The sequence below is a fragment of the Pseudomonas sp. 8BK genome, from assembly GCF_902506475.1.
Taxonomy (GTDB): Bacteria; Pseudomonadota; Gammaproteobacteria; order Pseudomonadales; family Pseudomonadaceae; genus Aquipseudomonas; species Aquipseudomonas anguilliseptica.
In genome coordinates this window covers 1,716,335-1,735,057 of sequence record NZ_LR733252.1, presented here as the reverse complement: position 1 = coordinate 1,735,057, position 18,723 = coordinate 1,716,335, and the positions used below count along the sequence as shown (strand labels likewise).

16 protein-coding genes and 1 pseudogene are annotated in these 18,723 nt (G+C 57.6%); 12 read left to right on the top strand and 5 right to left on the bottom strand.

Features of this window, described 5'->3' with window-relative positions; all coding sequences use genetic code 11:
* Positions 1-14: 14 nt before the first annotated feature.
* Together ACIN8IBEIGE_RS07925 and ACIN8IBEIGE_RS07920 are read right to left on the bottom strand one after the other, a co-directional pair.
* A complete protein-coding gene (locus tag ACIN8IBEIGE_RS07925; RefSeq protein WP_160014166.1) occupies positions 15-305 on the bottom strand; it encodes a hypothetical protein in 291 nt (96 codons plus the stop codon).
* Positions 302-1,783, bottom strand: coding sequence for a site-specific integrase (locus tag ACIN8IBEIGE_RS07920; RefSeq protein ID WP_160014165.1), 1,482 nt, complete (start codon positions 1,781-1,783; stop codon positions 302-304). Before ACIN8IBEIGE_RS07920 ends, ACIN8IBEIGE_RS07925 begins: the two co-directional genes overlap by 4 nt.
* A 46-nt stretch (positions 1,784-1,829) precedes the next feature.
* On the opposite strand from ACIN8IBEIGE_RS07920, the pseudogene ACIN8IBEIGE_RS07915 reads away from it, so the two are divergent.
* The 3 genes and pseudogenes from ACIN8IBEIGE_RS07915 to ACIN8IBEIGE_RS07905 all read left to right on the top strand — a co-directional run.
* Positions 1,830-2,117 (top strand): annotated as a pseudogene (locus ACIN8IBEIGE_RS07915) (arylesterase); the annotation flags it as partial.
* Between the two features lie 58 nt (positions 2,118-2,175).
* Positions 2,176-2,457 (top strand): hypothetical protein, encoded by a 282-nt coding sequence (locus ACIN8IBEIGE_RS07910; protein ID WP_090386831.1) that lies wholly within the window; start codon positions 2,176-2,178, stop codon positions 2,455-2,457.
* A gap of 75 nt (positions 2,458-2,532) precedes the next feature.
* Complete coding sequence (locus ACIN8IBEIGE_RS07905) at positions 2,533-3,486, top strand: L,D-transpeptidase family protein (protein WP_160016339.1); 954 nt, start codon at positions 2,533-2,535, stop codon at positions 3,484-3,486.
* A gap of 137 nt (positions 3,487-3,623) precedes the next feature.
* On the opposite strand, the gene oprI is transcribed toward ACIN8IBEIGE_RS07905, so the two are convergent.
* A complete protein-coding gene (oprI, locus tag ACIN8IBEIGE_RS07900; RefSeq protein ID WP_090242095.1) occupies positions 3,624-3,875 on the bottom strand; it encodes an outer membrane lipoprotei OprI in 252 nt (83 codons plus the stop codon).
* A 518-nt stretch (positions 3,876-4,393) separates the two neighbouring features.
* Here oprI and ACIN8IBEIGE_RS07895 point away from each other — a divergent pair.
* Entirely contained in the window at positions 4,394-4,675 is a 282-nt protein-coding gene (locus ACIN8IBEIGE_RS07895) for a GNAT family N-acetyltransferase (RefSeq protein WP_090386827.1), read from the top strand.
* A gap of 68 nt (positions 4,676-4,743) precedes the next feature.
* Here the strand turns inward: ACIN8IBEIGE_RS07895 and ACIN8IBEIGE_RS07890 are convergent, their stop codons facing one another.
* Positions 4,744-5,478, bottom strand: a complete 735-nt coding sequence (locus tag ACIN8IBEIGE_RS07890; RefSeq protein WP_160014164.1) for a phosphoadenylyl-sulfate reductase — start codon at positions 5,476-5,478, stop codon at positions 4,744-4,746.
* A gap of 188 nt (positions 5,479-5,666) precedes the next feature.
* On the opposite strand from ACIN8IBEIGE_RS07890, the gene thrH reads away from it, so the two are divergent.
* Positions 5,667-6,284 carry a bifunctional phosphoserine phosphatase/homoserine phosphotransferase ThrH gene (gene thrH, locus ACIN8IBEIGE_RS07885; RefSeq protein ID WP_160014163.1) on the top strand — a complete coding sequence of 206 codons (618 nt, stop codon included), beginning with the start codon at positions 5,667-5,669 and terminating at the stop codon, positions 6,282-6,284.
* A 129-nt stretch (positions 6,285-6,413) separates the two neighbouring features.
* Here the strand turns inward: thrH and pabB are convergent, their stop codons facing one another.
* The gene (pabB, locus tag ACIN8IBEIGE_RS07880; protein ID WP_160014162.1) at positions 6,414-7,763 is read right to left on the bottom strand and encodes an aminodeoxychorismate synthase component I; all 1,350 of its coding nucleotides are present in this window, start codon (positions 7,761-7,763) and stop codon (positions 6,414-6,416) included.
* Positions 7,764-7,926: 163 nt separating this feature from the next.
* Here pabB and ACIN8IBEIGE_RS07875 point away from each other — a divergent pair, with 163 nt between their 5' ends.
* The 7 genes from ACIN8IBEIGE_RS07875 (at position 7,927) to ACIN8IBEIGE_RS07845 (ending at position 18,707) form a co-directional block, all read left to right on the top strand.
* Positions 7,927-10,641, top strand: a complete 2,715-nt coding sequence (locus tag ACIN8IBEIGE_RS07875) for a LuxR C-terminal-related transcriptional regulator (RefSeq protein WP_178124342.1) — start codon at positions 7,927-7,929, stop codon at positions 10,639-10,641.
* The gene (locus ACIN8IBEIGE_RS07870) at positions 10,638-13,361 is read left to right on the top strand and encodes a LuxR C-terminal-related transcriptional regulator (RefSeq protein ID WP_160014161.1); all 2,724 of its coding nucleotides are present in this window, start codon (positions 10,638-10,640) and stop codon (positions 13,359-13,361) included. Before ACIN8IBEIGE_RS07875 ends, ACIN8IBEIGE_RS07870 begins: the two co-directional genes overlap by 4 nt.
* A gap of 244 nt (positions 13,362-13,605) precedes the next feature.
* Positions 13,606-14,040 (top strand): DUF6160 family protein, encoded by a 435-nt coding sequence (locus ACIN8IBEIGE_RS07865; protein ID WP_160014160.1) that lies wholly within the window; start codon positions 13,606-13,608, stop codon positions 14,038-14,040.
* Between the two features lie 88 nt (positions 14,041-14,128).
* Positions 14,129-14,890, top strand: coding sequence for a C39 family peptidase (locus tag ACIN8IBEIGE_RS07860; RefSeq protein ID WP_160014159.1), 762 nt, complete (start codon positions 14,129-14,131; stop codon positions 14,888-14,890).
* Positions 14,891-14,928: 38 nt separating this feature from the next.
* Complete coding sequence (locus ACIN8IBEIGE_RS07855; protein ID WP_160014158.1) at positions 14,929-15,936, top strand: transporter; 1,008 nt, start codon at positions 14,929-14,931, stop codon at positions 15,934-15,936.
* A 17-nt stretch (positions 15,937-15,953) separates the two neighbouring features.
* The gene (locus ACIN8IBEIGE_RS07850; protein WP_372239980.1) at positions 15,954-17,546 is read left to right on the top strand and encodes an outer membrane protein transport protein; all 1,593 of its coding nucleotides are present in this window, start codon (positions 15,954-15,956) and stop codon (positions 17,544-17,546) included.
* A gap of 9 nt (positions 17,547-17,555) precedes the next feature.
* Positions 17,556-18,707, top strand: coding sequence for a MalM family protein (locus ACIN8IBEIGE_RS07845; RefSeq protein WP_160014157.1), 1,152 nt, complete (start codon positions 17,556-17,558; stop codon positions 18,705-18,707).
* Positions 18,708-18,723: the final 16 nt, after the last annotated feature.

The window sequence follows — 18,723 nt, the reverse complement described above, 5'->3', positions numbered from 1 at the left end:
CGGTGCTTGAATGGTCACACGGCTACAACTTGGGCAGCGGGTGTCGCAAGGATTTCAAGGACCTTCGCGTATTTGCCCGCCATTGTTAACTGCTCGGCCCGCTTGGATGGGGAGCGTTTAGCCTTTTTTAGGCAAGCCTGTCGTGCTGCTTCGATGCTGTTCATCAGCGCTTGATCTTCTTGGTCCCTCAGTTCCCGCTCATAGGCGTCAAGTAGTGCTCTTGCTTGTGCCAGTTCCTCGCGGGTCGGTAGGCCCTTGAGATTCACAAGAGGATGGACTGCGCTTACTGTGGTGAAGGCATTCATTGTGCTGCCCCCATAAGAGCCTGCTGAATCGCTTCGTATGCCTTCTGAATCGGAATGCCTGACCCATAGGTTCCATAGGTGATCGTCCCCGAGGAGTGCCCGGTGACCGCCTGTGCGAAAGCTACCGGAACCCCAGCGGCTTGCATGGAGGAGGCGAAGTGGTGCCTCAGGGAGTGAAGCGTTTGGTCTCCACCAGCGACAGTCCCAAGGGCCTTCTGGATGCGCAGATTAAGCACCTTGCTGGCTTTCCAAGGGGCAATACCATGAACAGAGGGCAGGGCGTTAGCCTCGACAGCCTGAAGGAATGCCGCAAGGTCGAACCCAAGGGCACCATCTACAAGCGGGACCATACGGGCGCTGTGTTTGTTCTTGATCGACTTACCTGCATCGTTTTCGTTGATGTCGATACACCAGAGCCCATCGACCTGTTTGATGTCGGCCTTAGTCAGGTAGGCAATCTCTCCGACCCGAGCCCCAGTGATGACCGCCAAGGACAGCGCCCAGCGTTCCCAGGAGTCAGCCGGTAGCGTCCCGGTGTATTCCATCAGGGTAATCGCTTGGGTCCGTGTGAACGCTTCCCGCTTGCTCTCGGCGTCCTTGGTGATCTTCAGCTTCGATGCATAAGCCTTAGCCAGCTTGTCGTTATCGACTGCCCAGGTCAGCACTGTGGTCAGCTTCTGAATCAAGTTGTTTACGGTGGACTCTGCACGACCCTCAAGGAGCTTTGCCCGAAGAGCTGTTAGGTCCTCCCGCGTGTGTTTCCTCAGGTCAGACACGCCGATGGCCACGAAGGCTTCACTGATGACCTTGAAGTTGGTCAGCATGGATTTCCGGGTGTTGTCCTTGAGGTTAATGCCACGCTCGGCCATGTAGAGGTCAGACAGCGAGTCCCAGCTAAGTGGTTCCTTGGGGGCACCTACAGATAGGGGCTGAGATATAAGGCTATGCCTATCAGTCGCTTCGCCTTCATTGAGTTGATCAATGATTCCGACAAGTTCATCCGGCTGACCACTTAGGCGAGCTTGTGCGGCCTTGAGTATCTGCTGGCCGACACCTACTGCACGCTGCTGGTCCACATTCAGAGATGCCTTAGCGCTTCCTTGAGCCAGTGCAGACCTTACTTCGTCATAAATCATGCGGTAGGCCACCAGCGAGTCATCACCGTGTGCCATCGACAGGCATTCCTCAGCGATCACGACGAGCTGCGCCTTCAGTTCGCCCCAGGTTGCTTGAGGCTTATCGAGGTGAAAGACGGCGAGAGCCCGGAGGATGTCCTTCGAGAGTTCCATTGCAGTGGTCCGGTCTGTAGTACGAAGAGAAAGGGTGAAGGTGACGAACGGTCGGCCTTTGGGGCGGAAGCGGAGGTAATAACGCCCATTGCGTCTGTAGTGCCAAGGCTTAGCCAGTTGGGTGGCCAGTTTGGGCGGGGCGTTTTCTAACAGATTTCTAACGCTTTTGGCATGCTGCTGAGTGGTCATCGTCTGGAACCCTTGAGTTTATTGGGTTCCTGTCCTTCAAGAGTGATTGCAACAAAACCTTGCGGCCATGGTGCAGGTATCTCAGCAGAACGGTGCCAAGGTGCTGATCCTTGGCATGCAGCTACCACCGAATTACGGTGTGCGCTACACCACGGCGTTCGCTGAGGTGTTCCCCAAGGTGGCGCAGGCGCATGACGCTGCCCTGGTGCCTTTCGTGCTGGAGGGCGTAGGTGGCGTGCCTTCGCTGATGCAGAACGATGGCATTCACCCCACGGCCGAGGCGCAGCCCAAGCTCTTGGAAAACGTCTGGCCGACCCTGAAACCTTTGCTCTGACAGGCTTTTCTGTACCGTGCCTTTCGGCTAATGTGGCGACCCCTCACTGGAGCCCTCAATGCCGCGTCCTGCCTGGTCCTTGCACGCCTATCAACTGATCGAGCCCGACGAGCAGCTTGACCTGTTCGCCTGCCGCGAAGTGCGTGTACATCTGCTGGCGCGCCAGCTTGAGTTGGGGCAGTTTGCCGATCGCACATTGTGCGGTGGTTTGTTGCCCGCGCAGCCAGTGTGGCGCGACCTGGATAAGACGATGCTGCGTGACAAGCGCTTGTGTCCGGCGTGCCGGGCCATGCTTGAGGCGCAGAAACGCGGTGATCGCCCAGCATTGCCAGGGCGTTGAGCTATCCAAGCAGCTGATCAATCGGTGTACAATCGTCTCCCACTTTCACCAACCATTTTCGTCAGGAATTTCCGGATGTTGTCGCGTGCCCTTGCCGTCACCCGCTGCCTGCCGCTTGCCGCTGTCTTTGCGGTAGCCTCTGCCAATGCCCTCGAGTTTCCTCTGCCGCCACCTGGTGAGGATATCGTTGGCGAAGTGCAGGTGATCAAGGCCAAGTATGAAGACACCTTTGCCGATCTGGGTGTGGTCAATGATCTGGGTTATCTGGAGATGGTTGTGGCTAACCCGGGTGTTGATCCTTGGCTTCCGGGTGCCGGTAACGAGATTATTTTGCCGACGCGCTACATTCTGCCGCCTGGTCCGCGCGAAGGCATAGTGATCAACCTTGCGGAATATCGCCTGTATTACTACCCGAAAGGTCGTAACGTGGTTTACACCTATCCACTGGGAATTGGTCGCGAAGGTTGGAGTTCGCCGGTTGCCAATGCGCGTATCACGGCCAAAACGCCGAACCCAGGCTGGACGCCGCCCAAGTCGATCCGCGAAGAGCATGCTGCCGATGGCGATCCGTTGCCGGCTTACGTGCCGCCAGGCCCTAATAATCCGCTTGGCCCATACAAGTTAGGGTTGTCGGTGCCGGGTTACCTGATTCATGGCTCCAACAAGAAGTTTGGTATTGGTATGCGTGTCAGTCATGGCTGTTTCCGCATGCTTAACCACAACGTACTGAAGCTGGCATCGATGGTTTCCGTGGGTACTTCGGTGCGCATTATCAACGAGCCCTACAAGTTCGGTCGCAGTGGCGGTAAGGTTTATCTGGAAGCGCACGCACCTTTGGATGATTCTGGTGATGCTTCGGTTGTCGATAAACACACCGCTGTAATCAATGCGCTGCTGAAAAATGATCAGTTCGCCGACCTGCGTTTGGATTGGGAGATGCTGCGCGAAGTAGTAGCTGCTGAAGACGGTTTGCCGGTTGAAATTGCTCAACCTGATCAGGCCATGGCAGCGAGTGAGCCTGCTATCTGATTTCAGTTTGTTTAAAGAGCCCGTTATGCGTAAGCGCTAACGGGTTTTTTATTGCCTGTTGAAGGGCGACATATTCTCTTGGCAATAAAAAAGCCGACCCAGAAAACTGGGTCGGCTTGTCATAGCCTTGTGAGCTATTACTTGCGGCTGGCTTTTTCCAGCATACGCAGAGCGCGCTCATTGGCTTCGTCAGCAGTTTGCTGAGCCTTCTGAGCAGCAGCCATAGCGTCATCAGCCTTACGGTAGGCTTCGTCGGCACGGGCTTGAGCGCGAGCGGCTGCATCTTCAGTTGCAGTCAGACGAGCTTCAGTTTCTTTGGACATGCTGCTGCAACCGGTAGCCAGAACTGCGGCCAATGCCAGAGCAGAGAATTTCAGAACGTTGTTCATCGTGTTCCCCTTGAGGTGGAGTTTTTCCATAAAAGCAATTTCCTGATGGTAGGAAATTAGCCGGCGTACATACTACCTGTAACTTGTAGTAAGTAAACGGAGGCAAGGCAAGCCGCCAGAGTTTTTTTCTGCTTAATGCATAGTTGGCCGCCTATTCGTCATCTTTTGGTTAAAAAACAATCAGTTCTGTGGCGTTTGGCAGTTCTTTGCGCAGTTTTTAAGAGCACTTTTCTAGCTGCGCGGATTGTTGCAGGTGGCTGATAAGTGATGCCGCAGTTTTCCACGTGTGAATTGCCAGAGGGGGTAGGGTCTACAGGCATCGCTGACAGATGCAATGCTTGGCTTGTGCGAGTGTCGAAATACCCAGCCAGGCGATCTAAGTTATTGATTCGCGTGACCTCGCAGCTTTTGGCCTGATAAGCTCGGGATAATTGCCTACAACTTAATAGGTGCAAGATGCTGTAACCCGATGGCTGCAGAAGCGAGAACGGGTTGCGCGAGTAAACAGAGGAGTTGCGATGAGCGAGGCGTTGTCCATTCACCATGACCTGGCAGGTCATCAATTCGAGACCACAGTGGATGGTGATCGGGCATACCTGGCCTATATGGATCTTGGGAAGCAAACCCTGGATATCTATCGCACCTTCGTGCCCAATTCGTTGCGTGGGCGCGGGATCGCGGCGGCGTTGACCGAGCATGCGCTGCAGTATGCCGAGCGACTGGGCTATACGGTGATTCCCTCGTGTTCCTACGTCGAACGTTATATGGTGCGCCGTCAGCGCAATACGGATAAGAGCTGAGCTGCCCGTATTAAGAAAAAGGCCAGTCAATGACTGGCCTTTTTATATCTGTCTTTATCTCTTTAACATCAGATTTTGGCAATCAGATTACCGGCGTGCAGGCCGCATTCTTTCTGTGTGGCTTCTTCCCACCACCAGCGGCCTTCGCGCTCATGCTGATTAGGCAGCACCGGGCGGGTGCAGGGTTCGCACCCGATGCTGATAAAACCGCGCTCATGCAAGGCGTTGTAGGGCAGCTCAAGCATGCGGATATAGGCCCAGACGTCTTCGCTGCTCATCTGCGCCAGCGGGTTGAACTTGTATAGGGTGTTATCCGCTGTAGAAAATGCACCATCGACTTCCACGACCGCTACCTGGCTGCGTGTGCCAGGGCTCTGGTCACGGCGCTGGCCGGTGGCCCAGGCTTTTACCGTGGCAAGCTTGCGGCGTAGTGGGGCAGTTTTGCGGATGCCGCAGCATTCACCGTGACCGTCCTTATAGAAGCTGAACAGGCCCTTTTCCTTTACGAAGGGTTCCAGTGCGGCGGCCTCCGGAGAGAGTATGTCGATGCTGATGCCATAGTGTTCGCGTACCTGGTCGATAAACCGGTACGTTTCCGGATGCAGGCGACCCGTGTCGAGGCTGAAGACTTTGACGTTCTTGTTGAGTTTCCAGGCCATGTCGACCAGCACCACATCTTCCGCGCCGCTGAAGGACAGCCACAACTCATCACCAAAATGCTCGAAGGCGAGCTTGAGAATGTCCTGGGGCGACTTGTTGGCGTAGCTTGACGCCAGCTCGGCTACATCGAAGGGGTGGCTCATCGGGCTGAATTCCTAGTTATGGTGACGTCGCGCGTCTTGTGTGGCGATGGTAGCAAAAGCCGGTTATACGACTAAATAACCAAGTGCCGTAGTAGACCTCTGATTTGGATATAAAGCTCTGCGTTGCAGAGCTTTAGGGGAGCGGCTAGAGTGCCGCCTCTCAAATAAATCCAAGCTAGGAGTGTCCTGTGGAAATCGCGTGTCTCGACCTGGAAGGCGTGTTGGTCCCGGAAATCTGGATCGCCTTCGCGGAAAAAACTGGCATCGAATCGCTGAAAGCGACCACCCGGGATATTCCGGACTATGACGTGCTGATGAAGCAGCGCCTGCGCATCTTGGACGAGCACGGTTTGAAGCTGTCCGACATCCAGGCAGTGATCGCCACACTCAAGCCGCTGGACGGCGCGGTGGAGTTTGTCGACTGGCTGCGTGAGCGTTTTCAGGTGGTGATTCTCTCGGACACCTTCTACGAGTTCTCCCAGCCGCTGATGCGTCAGCTAGGTTTCCCGACTCTGCTATGCCACAAGCTGATCACCGATGAAACTGATCGGGTAGTGGATTATCAGCTGCGTCAAAAGGACCCCAAGCGTCAGTCGGTCATCGCGTTCAAGAGCCTCTACTACCGCGTGATTGCGGCGGGTGATTCGTATAACGACACCACCATGCTCAGCGAAGCCCATGCCGGCATTCTGTTCCATGCGCCAGACAATGTGATCCGTGAGTTCCCGCAATTCCCTGCGGTGCACACCTATGAGGACCTCAAGCGCGAGTTCCTCAAGGCGTCCAATCGCGAGCTGAGCCTGTAATCAGCGCTCTATTGAAAAGCCCGCATTAGCGGGCTTTTTTGTGGCCTACCATCCATGGCGGCCACCCTTCGGGCCGTCGCTAGGCGACGTCAAAAATTTCTCCCGGAAGTTTTTTGCCTGCCGTCCAGTTCAATCGCAGAACTGTTCCAGGGTCTCCAACAGCACTTTGACCTTGGTAATTGACTCCTGGTATTCGGCTTGACTCTTGGAGTCCGCGACGATGCCGCCGCCGCCCCAGCAGCTGATCTGTCCATCCTTGGCCAGTAGACTACGGATGGCGATCGAGCTGTCCATTTCGCCGCGCACATCCAGATACAGCAGCGAGCCGCAATACAGGGCGCGGCGGGTCGGTTCCAGTTCGTCGATGATCTGCATGGCGCGGATCTTCGGGGCGCCGGTAATCGAGCCGCCGGGGAAACTGCCGGCGATCAGGTCCAGGGCATCCTTGTCGGCCGCCAGTTCGCCGGTTACGGCGCTGACCAGGTGATGCACATTGGGGTAGCTCTCCAGAGCAAAGAGTTCCGGCACCCGCACCGAGCCTACTTGGCAGCTACGCCCGAGGTCATTGCGCAGCAGGTCGACAATCATCAGGTTTTCCGCACGATCCTTCTGGCTGCCGAGCAGGGCGTCAGCCTGGGCTTGATCCTGCTGCGGATCGGCATGCCGTGGGCGGGTGCCCTTGATCGGCCGGGTTTCCACCTGGCCTGCGCTGATGCGTAAGAAGCGCTCAGGCGACAGGCTGATGATGGCACCGCCGCCCGGCAACGTCTGATAGCCCGAAAATGGCGTTGGGCAGGCGGCGCGCAAGGCCTGGTAAGCAGTCCATGGTGAGCCTTGATAGCCTGCACGAAAGCGTTGCGCAAAATTAACCTGATAGCAGTCGCCGGCCTGGATATAGGCCTGGATGCGTGCAAAGCATTGCTGGTATTCGGCTTCACTAGTATCGGCCTGGAAATGCTCCAGCAGCCTGAAGGGTTGCGGCTCGGGCGTTGTCGACGTTGCGAACAGCGCACTCAGGCGTTGGCGTTCGGCCCTGTCCAGGCTTGGGTGAAACATCAGCTGGCTGCGCTGTTGCTGGTGATCGGTAATCAGGGCCCAGGCGTAGAGTCCAAAACGGGCATCGGCCAGATTGAGGTCATCGAGAGCCTGGGCCGGCAGCTGTTCCAGCCTGCGGCCGAAGTCGTAACTCAGGTAGCCAATCAACCCGCCGACGAACGGGAGCGGATTATCTGCCGGCGGCTGGCACGTGCCGAGGCCTGCAAGGCTCTGGCGTAGGCGTTGCAGGAAAGCGTTGGCCGTTTCGTCAGGCGTCGGTGCCAGCTCTGCCAATGGCCAGGCGCTGATAAGGTCATAGCGTCCACGCTGCGCGGTCGGGCGCCCGGCATCCAGCAGCACCGCGCCGGGTGCTTGCATGACGCTGTTGAAGTAATGCGAAGGGTCTGCGTAGTAAGGCAGAGCCTGTACAAGGCAAGTAGGCATATGACAGGTTCAAGGTGCGCGGACGCCGATTGTAGAACGTCGCCAACATTCATCCTAGAGCTTGTGCGTGGGTTTACTCGGGATGCTTGGGCTCATTAGTATGGGTGGGTCCCCGGATGTTCGATGTGACTCATAAAACAATAATTACTACGGGATCAAGGCCATGGATGAAGTAATGGATCCTGCCGCTGGGAGCCTCTTGCGTGCCAAGCTGATGCCCCCCCAGGCGTCAGCTGATTATCTGGTCAGACCACAGCTGGAGTCGGCCCTGTGTGCCAATCCCCATGCGCGGGTTCTGCTGCTGGCCGCTCCGGCAGGCTTTGGCAAAACCAGCGCACTGGTTGCGCTGGCCCAGACGCGGGCGCAGAGCGGTCAGGCCGTGGCCTGGCTGTCGCTTGGCCCAGGCGACGATGAACCGTCGCGTTTTCTGCTGCAACTGATCGAAGCGCTGGCGAGCCTGCTGCCGGGTTTTGGCAGTGAAGCCCTGGCCTATCTGCAGAACACCATGCGGGTGCCGGTTTCTGCGGTCATGGAAAGCCTTTTGGTGGACTTGGCCCAGCTGGATACTCCACTGTTGTTGGTGCTTGATGACCTGCACCTGATTCAGGATCCGGAGTTGCTCAGCGCACTCAATCGTTTGATCAAATTTGCCCCTGAAGGCTTCACCCTGGCCATCGGCAGCCGCTCGCAGCCGGCACTGAACCTGGCCACTCTGCGCGCCAAGGATCTGCTGGTCGAGATCGGTGAGCAGGAGTTGCGTCTGAGCAAGGCGGAAACCCGCGATTATCTGCAGCGCTGCGGCTTGCAGTTGGATGCAGTGGCGTTTTCTGCGCTCTACAGCCAGACCGAAGGCTGGATGGTGGGTGTGCACCTGGCCAGTCTGTGGCTGCGCCATCAGCCCCAGGCAGCCGCGCAGATTGCTGATATGGGCACTGATCAGGCGGCCGTGGGCGCGTACCTGCTGTGTAGCGTGTTCGAGCAGCTGCCCGCCGACAAGCAGGAGTTGCTGCTGGCCCTGGGCGTGGCGCAGCAGCTCAGCGGTGACCTGGCCAATGCTTTGACCGGGCGGCATGACGGCCAACAGTTGCTGGAAGAGCTGGAGGCCATGCAGCTGTTTCTCTTACCGCTGGACCGCGAGCGCCAGTGGTATCGCTTCCACAACCTGTTTGCCGAGTTCTTGCGCGGTCGCCTGAAAGAGCGCGACCCCGAGCGTTTCAAACAGCTGCATTTCAACGCCAGCCTGTGGTTCACCAATCACCATATGCAGAACCTGGCCATTGAGCATGCTTGCCTCGCCGAAGACCCGGAAATGCTCGCAGCACTGGTCGATGGTTGCGGCCTGGAACTGATCAACCGCGGCCAGCTCAACCTGATCTACAAATGGCGCCAGCATGTGCCGGATGAGATTGCCGAGCGTTTCCCCGTGCTGGTACTCGCCGATGTCTGGACCCGTGCGGCTGAGCTGGGCTTGGTGGAAGCCAATCGCATGCTCGATGAACTGCTTGAGCGTTGGACGGAGGCCAAGCCTGGGGCGCCGTTGAGCGACAAGCTGTTGGCAACCCTGGCGATCAAGTCCGTCATCGCCCTGCAGAAAGACGATCTACAAACCTGCATTGCCCTGGCACGCCGGGTTGAAGTGCAGTTGGGCCAGCACACCGCCTTTCTTGAAGTGGCAATGCTGATCGTCGGTGCGCTGGCCAATGTGATGATCGGCCAACCGGATCAGGCCAAGCGCTTGCTGGCCTTGGCGCAGCAGCGCAATCACTTCCTCGAAGGGCGCTATCTGGATATGCAGCTGGCCAACGTCGAGGTGCTGCTGAGTCTGGAGCAGGGGCAGATCCGTCAGGCCGAGTTGTTGTTCGCGCAGTTGCGCGCCCGGGTCATACCCTGGTTTTCCGATCGTTCGCGGGCTCTGGCGCTGCCGACCATCACCGAAGCCCTGATCGCTTATAACCAAGGGCGCCTGGACGGTATTGAGGAGCGCTTGCGCTGGGCACTGGCCACGGTTGATGTGATCAATCCGATCGATCTGTATGCCCAGGGCATGTTGTGCATGGCCCATGTTCAGCGCATGCAGGACAACCCCAAGGATGCCTACGCAAGCCTGGTGCTGATGCAGAACCTCGCCGCACGCAATCAGTCCTGGCGTTTCTACGCCCAGGCGGTGGCCGATGAGGTGGTACAGATTCTTCAGGAACCTGCGGCGGACCGGCTCAAGCGCGCCGAACAGCGCCTCAAGACCGTGGACTGGAACAAGCTGGCCGAGCATTACCAGCATATGCGCTTCAATCCGGTGTTGTGGGTGAAGGGCCTGACCCGTATTCGCCTGCAGCAGGCGCGGGGGCATTACAGCGAAGCGCTGCATGAAATCACTCAGCTGCGCGGCATGCTGCTGGATAACTGGCATGGCCTGCAGCGGCTGCGGCTCGATCTGCTAGCGGCGCTTAGTTATCAGCGCCTGGGCTATCAGGAGCGTGCGCAAAGCCTGTTGATGCAATGCCTGATCGGCGCCGAGCGCGAAGGTGTGCGCAGTCTGTTTGTCGAGGAAGGTGAAGCCATTCGCCAGTTGCTGCAGCAACTGGAGGCTGCCGAACGCCAGCCAGCGCTGCAGGGCTTTATCCGCAGCTTGCTGGCCATCTGGCCGGGCAACAGTGCGCGGCAATCGCTGGAAGTGCTTGAGGAAGGGCTGACCGAGCGCGAGCGCGAGGTGGTCTGCCTGGCGGCTCAGGGCATGTCGAACGATGAGATCGGTCAGCAGCTTTCATTGGCCCTCGGTACGGTCAAATGGCACCTGCACAACATTTACGAAAAGCTCAAAGTGCGTAACCGCACACAAGCCATCCGCCGCGCGCGCGAACTGAGTCTTCTTGATCAATGAATAGCCAATCGAAGCCCCGTCCGGGTAAGTTGCCGTTACTGCGGACCAAACTGTTTCCTGCTGAGTCTGCCGGCCGGCCTTTATTGGCCCGTGATGCCTTGCTTGACCGGCTGTTCAAGGCCCGTGAGCAGCGCCTGATTCTGCTCAGCGCACCGGCTGGCTTCGGCAAGAGCACGGTGCTTAGTCAGTTTCGTCTGCGTTTGCTGGAGACCGGCGCGCGGGTCGCCTGGTTGTCCTGCGATGAAGCCGACAGCGAGCCACAACGTCTGCTGCATTATCTGATTGCGGCGATCGAGGCGCAGCTGCCAGGTTTTGGGGCCGGTACTGCGAGGTTGCTGCGGGATGATTTGAGCGTGCCCAATGAGGTGCTGCTGGATTCCTTTATTGCTGATCTGAAGAAGGTGCAGGGTGACCTGTATCTGATCTTTGATGATTTTCATCGGGTGCGGCATGTCGACCTGGGGCCTCTGGTCAATTACTTCGTCAAACACGTACCGGCCAATGTGCGGATGATTGGCAGCACCCGCTACAACCCGCGCTTTCTCGATGAACAGCCGGTTGTTACGCCCTGGGCGCTATGGATTAAGGCAGACGAGCTGCGCCTGACCCGTAGCGAAACTGAGGCCTATTTTCACGAACTCAAGCAGTTGCAGCTGAGCAGCACCGAGCTGGATTTGCTGCATCGGCGTACCGAGGGCTGGATTACCGCCTTGCACCTGGTGGCGTTGGCACTGGCGCGGCAGCCGGAGCGCGCTGCCTTTCTCGCTGGGCTGTCAGGCACTGAGCGCAATATCGCCGATTACCTGGCCGAGGACGTGCTTGATCATCTGCCGCAGGATCAGCAGCTGTTTCTCGATCAGACTTCAGTGCTTGATGAGTTCAATGCAGAGTTGTGCAACGCACTGACGGGGAGAACGGACGGCGCACAAATTCTCAAGCGCCTGCAGACTGCCCAGCTGTTTATCATCGCGCTGGACGAGCAGGGCGAGTGGTTTCGCTATCACCATCTGTTTGCCGAGTTCCTCCAGGGGCGCCTGAGTCGATCAGGGGATCCAACCCATCTGCTGCATGCCGCCGCACGCTGGTGTGAAAGCCATGAGCTCACTGATAAATCGGTGAAGTACGCCTTGCGTGCGCGTGACTACGCCTTCGCCGCCGAGCTGCTGGAGCGCCAGGGCGCGACACTGATTGCCGGTAATCAGGTGTACGGCATTCTGACGATCCTCAAGGATGTGCCGGCCGAGGTGATTCGCGAGCATCCGGTGTTCCAGATTTTCTACGCCTGGCAGTTGGCTTTCGAGCAGAAGTACGCCGAGGCTGAAGCGCTGATCGAGGAGGTCAGCACGCGCCTGATGCAGGGGCGTGGCAAGCCGATGCACTTTGGTCTGGCGGTGCTGTTGGCAGTGGCTCAGGTGCTCAAGGCGCTGGTACTGCTATATCAGGACAAGCTGGAGGGCGCGCTGAAGGTAGCGCGTCACTGGTTGGCTCTGGTGCCGGATGACCAGCCGATTTTCCGCGCGAGCATGTCCTGTATTCAGGCTGCGGCTTACGCCTTGTTGGGCGAGTTCGGCGATGCGGCCAAGTCGATTGCGGTGGCGCGCGACAATCTGGAGCAGGCCGATAGCGAATACCTGCATGCAGTGGTCAGCCTGATTGAGGCATTAATTTGCAAGGAGCTCGGCCAGCCCGAGCGCGGCCGCGCATTGGCGGAAAGTGCGCGGGCGCGGGTCGAGCAGGTATTTGGTCGGCGCAGCCGCGTAGGCGGACCGCTGGCCCTGGCTTATGCGGATCTGCTGTATGAGCAGGATCGACATGCGGCGATTCTCGCTGAGTTGCCACTGGCGACCACCTGGCGTGATGTGGCCACGCCGATTGAACTGATCAGCCGCGGCAAGCTGGTCATGGCCAAGGCGCGGTTCTTTGCCGGCGAGGGCGAGTCGGCCCTGGCGGAGTTGGATGAGTGGCTGGCCGGCTTGCACGGCCCAGGTTATGAGCGCGTCTATGCCCTGGGCATGAGCTGCAAGGTGCAGTTCCTGCTGTGGCTGCGTAAACCCAATGAGGCCGAGCGCACCTGTTTACAGTTGCAGCGCCATTTGGCGGTATTGCCGCCGGGTCGGTATGCCGATGCGGAAACCGTACAGGTGCTCTCTGAAGCGCGCCTGGCCTTGTCCGAACGCCGTGCCGACAAGGCGCAAGCGGTGCTTGAGGCCTGCCTGGCCAAACAGACGGCCGAGCATCAGCGGGATCGGCGCCTGCGTCTTTCCTTGTTACTTTCTGTGGCGTACTGGCGCAAAGGTAACAGCGACAAGGCTTTCGCCTTGCTCAAAACCACGCTTGAAGACGCCTGGGCAAGCGGTTACCGGCGCATGTTTCTGGACGATGCACTCTGGCTGCTACCGCTCTGGGACGCCTGGCACAGCGCCGAACCCAAGCGCACCAGCGCTTGGCAAGGGCTGGCCGAACAGCTGCGTGAACAATGCCGTCGGCTGTCTATTGATCTAGAAACTTTCGATGAAAATCAAGATGTTAGCCATCGAGAACGGGAGATTCTGCGTTTTGTCGCGGCTGGCTTGTCGAACCGTGATATCGCCCAGGCAGTGCATCTGTCAGAGGCCACGATCAAATGGCACCTACACAACCTGTTCGCCAAGCTGGGTGTGCGCAGCCGTACGCAAGCGGTTTTGAAGGGCAAGAGTCTGGGGTTGTTGAGCGAGGCCTGAGCGTTTGCTGGCGGATTTGCGCCAGATGGGCGCTCCATCCCTTGGATGGGCTGGCAGCCAGGGCTTGCACCAGTAGTTTTAGCGTCAGGACGAGAAGCATGGTGCTTCACGATTCCAAGCCTGACGCGAATAAGGAAGCAGTGTCAGACCTGGTGAGCGGCGCACGCCGCTGTAGCTGAGACGGACAGGAGTCCAGAGCAGCCTGCCGGGGACAACCCATAAGTGAACTGTGGAGACAATAACAATGAAAACCCTCAAACAACTGGCCTTGGCCACCGCTGTTCTGGCTGTTCCTTTCATGGCTCAGGCTGAGCTCAAGGCCATGGATGACACTGCTCTGGCAACCGTAACCGGTCAGGATGGCATCAGCATCTCTGGTAGCTTCAACGGCACCATCGGTAGCCTGGTCTACACCGACGGCGACACTGGCGGCGGTTCGCTGCGCATGGAAACCGTTTCCTTCACTGGCTTCAACATCGATGACAACGCTCCGGTCATGGTTGACGTGGTCACCAACGGCAGCGGTACTCAGCAGCTGCAAATCAGCCTGCCGACCATCACTGGTCAGCTGAGTGTTGGCGCCATCAAAGTTGGCGACAGCAGCGCTGCCAGCATCGGCTCCCTGGCGATCAACGACATGAACATGGCCGGCACCACCGTAAAAGTCTGGGGCCACTAAGTTCGTTTAGTTGTTCCGTGTGATGAAAAGTCTTACCGGCTTCGGCCGGTAGGACTTTTCTCTTGCCGGATAGGAGTGCGGTTGGCTGATGATCGAGATTCTGTTGGGCAGTCTGATCGGCGTGTGGGGCTTTACCGAAGCGGTGGATACCAAGCCACCGGCGCCAGGCACTGTGCATATCAATCAGCACTTGCTGCCGAATGGGCCTTTGCGTGAGACGGTGACGCTTGAGCCGATGAGCCAGTTGCAGTTTCGCAATGTGATTCGTCAGGCCTATGACTACAGCTGTGGATCGGCTGCGTTGACCTCGCTGCTGGATTATTTCCTTGGTCGTAATCTACAGGAACGCCAGGTCATGGAAGGTCTGCTGAAGTTTGGCGAGGCCGACAAAATTGTTGAGCGGCGTGGCTTCTCCCTGCTCGATATGAAACGGTTTGTCACGGCGCTGGGTTACAAAAGTGGTGGCTTTCGCGCGGCTTTTGCTGATCTCGACGCGCTTGAGCATCCGGCCATCGTGCCGATCGAATATGCCGGCTTCAAACACTTTGTGGTGGTGCGCGATGTGTACAACGACCATGTGTTTGTGGCGGATCCGGCACTTGGCAATATCAGTTTTACCCGTACGCGTTTTGAGGAAATCTGGGATCAGAACGTGCTGTTTGTGATTTTCCCCAACGGCAATGAACCTCCGAATACCCTGGCCTTGAGTGAGCAGGATTTGCGCATCATCGATGACCGCACCACCAGCTTGCTGGCATTTCGCGAGTTCCCACAGATGACCAAGTTCACCGAGAACCAGGCCACAGAGCTGGGTTCCGAGGGCGATATTCGCTATATCCGACGCAAGTAGAACGCCCGGCATAACAATAAATATTTGGGGGCTGCGCCATGAGAGTTTTGCATTATGTATGGCTGGCCATGCTGGCAGGGGCTGCCAGTTCAGCGGTGTTTGCCGACGACCCGACTTCGGTCGAGCAGGCACGTGAAGCATTGAGCAAGCAGGAAGATGACGCCGATAGCGCCAAGGCGCTGGAGGAGGTATTTCAGGCTGCGGAAAAGAGCTACACCTTGCTGAAAAAGGGCGAGCGAACCCTGACCTATGGCTTCGATTATTCGCTGCTGCGCGATACGGTTATCGAGACTGTGCGTACCGGCAACAACGTATTTAGTGTGATTGGCCAGAGCGAGGCACAGCACACCTTTACCAACTCGTTCACCTTCGACTACGGCGTCTGGGACAACCTGACCTTCAGCGTGCGTCTGCCCATGGTCGCCAAGTACGACACCGAGCGTGATTTGGATGCCTACAGCCTCGGCGATATCTCCGCCAGCCTGCGTTGGCAGCCATGGACCTCCTTGCGCGGCAAGCCGGTTACTACTCTTTACGCGACCCTGGGCTTACCAACGGGTAACAGCCCCTACGACATCAATACTGCGAGCGACCTGTCTACGGGTAGCGGTACCTACAGCCTGGGCGTAGGCGCGAATATGTCCTATGTGATTGACCCGGTCGTGTTGTTCGGCTCGGTTGGTTACACCTACAACATGCCAATCACCGGCATTGGCCAGGTACGTGGCGGTCGTTTGCTTGAAGAGGTTGACCCCGGCTCGTCATTCTCCCTGAGCATGGGTTTTGCCTATGCACTGTCCTATGACGTGTCGCTGGCGACCTCCTATCAGATGTCGCACTCGCTTAAGCCGACCTTCACCTTTGCCGACGGCGAAGCCGAGGGCCGTGGGCAGACCAGTGCGGTGATGAATTTCTCGCTGGGCTTGCGTACATCGCCGGAGCGTATCGTCAACGTCAACGCTGGTTTCGGTATGACCGAGGATTCGCCGGATGTGCTGTTGGGCATCTCCATGCCTTTGGATATCAAAGGCCTGAAGGCCCAATAGACGCGAGCGAGCACTCCATGAATATGCGAATTTCGCTGCTTGCGCAGACGATATTTTGGGCATTTGCGCTCTTTGCGGGGCAGGCCCATGCACAACTGGCTCAGAACCTGACGATTGGCAGCCCCAAGGCCATGGCGTTAGGCAATGCGGTAACGGCCGACTTTACCGGTATTGACTCTGTGCACTACAACCCGGCTGCCCTGAGCAAGCTCAAGGGGCGGCAGACAACGGTCAAATTCATCACCGGGATGATGGATATTCGTGCCGAGTTCGATGCTCCACCCGGTTACGGCAGCAGCTTTCTTGGCTTGAACAATGATCCTGTCGCCAACTCTTCCAGTCGAGCAGGGGCTGCGATGATGTACCTGCCAGGTGTAGGTGGCGCCACCGAGTTGCCGATGCTGTTTGCCCCGCTGGCAGGATTGTCGATTACGCCGCCAGGCTCCAAGCTGACCTTCGCCACCAATATGTACACACCGCAGGCGCTTGGCTTTGCCCGTGGCGATGACGATCCTGGGCGTTACCAGGGCAAGGAGCTGGTGATTCAGCGCCTGACCTACTTTTCACCCTCGCTGGCATATCAGGTTAATGATGAGCTGTCGCTGGGGTTGTCTATTGGTTTCTCCCATCAGGCTATGGCACTTAATCAGGATTTCCGCGCGCCAGGCATCCTCACCGGTTTTGTCGGGGTAGCTCAGGATGCACTGTGCCTGGTGGACAATAATCCGTTTGAGATATTTCTGAATATCTGCGGTGGTGAGCTGGGACCTTTCACCGACATTGCCAATATCGATATCGATATGCAGCAGACTCTTTCGCCCACCTGGAACGTCGGTTTCCTGTGGGAGCCAAACGACTGGTTTGCGTTAGGAGCGGTGTATCAGAGCGAGGCCAAAATGCGCTTGAAAGGGCGCTATGTAGTGGATTACTCGGAGAACTGGCAGGGTTTCTGGCAGGGGCTGGACAACTCGTTTATCGGCGCAGTGTTCAATACCCTGACACCGGACGGCTTGTTCGATAAGGAGCAGGGCAACGTCTCGTTGAACATGACCTATCCGGCGCACTTTGCCAGTGGTATTAAGTTCAAACCGCATGAGCGCTGGCAGATCAACCTGGATGTGAAGTGGACCGACTATGCGGCTTGGGACAAGTTCGAGCTGGAGTTTGATCGTCAGCTGGATATTCTCACCATCGCCAGCCTGTTCTCCCCGGAAAATGCCACCTCAACCAGTATTATTCTTGACCGGGGTTATGAATCCGTCTGGAGCTGGGCCGTAGGCGTCGAGTACCAAGTCAATGATCGCCTGAGTCTGCGTATGGGCTATGAGCCAAGACCTTCAGCCATTCCCGGCAACAAGGCCGACGTACTAGCGCCTTTGGGCGATGCCAAGCTCTATGGTTTGGGGCTGGGTTACCAGTGGGACAAGGACACAGTGATCGACCTGGGTTTCAACTATCTGGTCAGCAAGCAGGACATTCCGGCGCGCTCCAGCTGCAATCTCAACTGCTCATCCATCGACAGTATGGTGTACAACCCCTATGCCGATCTTGATGTGAAAACCAGTGTTAAGGCCTATGTACTGGCGTTGACCTACCGCACCACTTTCTAGGTTTCTGCTATGCGCGTGCTGTGGATACTGTTCGGGTTGTTAGTTTTCTTGCACGCGAGTGCCAACGGCCGCTATCTGACCTGGGTTGATGATCAGGGCAGGGTGCATAACACCTTTGTGGGTGACCGTTATGCGGCCCATCAGCGTGCGGCTGCCAGTACGATCCAGCGCAGTGATCAGGCCCGTTTACGTGATGAGGCGGGTGCTGGGAGTTGGCCGGGCAGTAAGAGCACAGGCGAAAGCAAGCGGCGCTATTTCACCTGGGTGGACGCCAGCGGCAATCTGCAGAACAGCTTCTACGCCGGCCAGCAGGTGCAGGCGGGTGGCAATGAGATTCTTCTAGGAACCGGTGAGCGCTCCAGTGCCTACATCAGCTCGGATGTGCTGGAAGGTCGTGATTTTGCCCGTGATGAGCAGGATGGCCGCTACTTCACCTGGGTTGATGAGCAGGGACGCATGCGTAACTCCAAGGTGCCGCCCAAAGGAGCCAAGGCGCCGACACCCACCCTGCACAATGTGCCGCTGACCCAGGGTAGGGAAGTGACCTTTGACACTAAACCACAAGCCTTGCCGGGGCTGGACGGGCAGCCCACTGCCGCGATGCAGGCCTTGCTGGCCGGAACTGAAGAGAAGTTTGGGGGGCGCTATCAGGAGCTAGTTGAGCGTTGCTGCGGGCAATTGAGTGAGGAAGATTTCACCCCTATCAGCGCCGATGAGCCTCGTTATGAAGAGCTAAATCGTTTTTCCCCCAGCCTGGATTTCCCCATGGGCAAGAGCTACTACGCTGCCCTGAAATTGCCACGCTCGCAGTACGACTTCGGTTTGCGTATTCGCAGCTTCGCCAACAAGCAGGTCGCCTATCCCTCTTTGTTGTTCCTCGATCAGGCCAAGCAGCCAACGCGGCTGGTCAGTGATGCGGTGTACCAGCTGCATGCGGAAACCTGGTATCGCTATGCCTTTATCGAAGGCACTGTGCCGGTAAGAGCCTCCGCCGGTGAGTACTATGTGCTGCTATTGACCACGGATGAAGATCGCAGCCTGCAAACCCTGGATAACAAACCCTTCAAGCGGCCTCTGCAGGCGCTGGCAGTCGATGAGGCTGGCATGCAGACCCATGCACACAGCGATGAAGGTGCGTTCGAATTGGCGATTGTGCGTTAGTGACTCAATCAAGCAG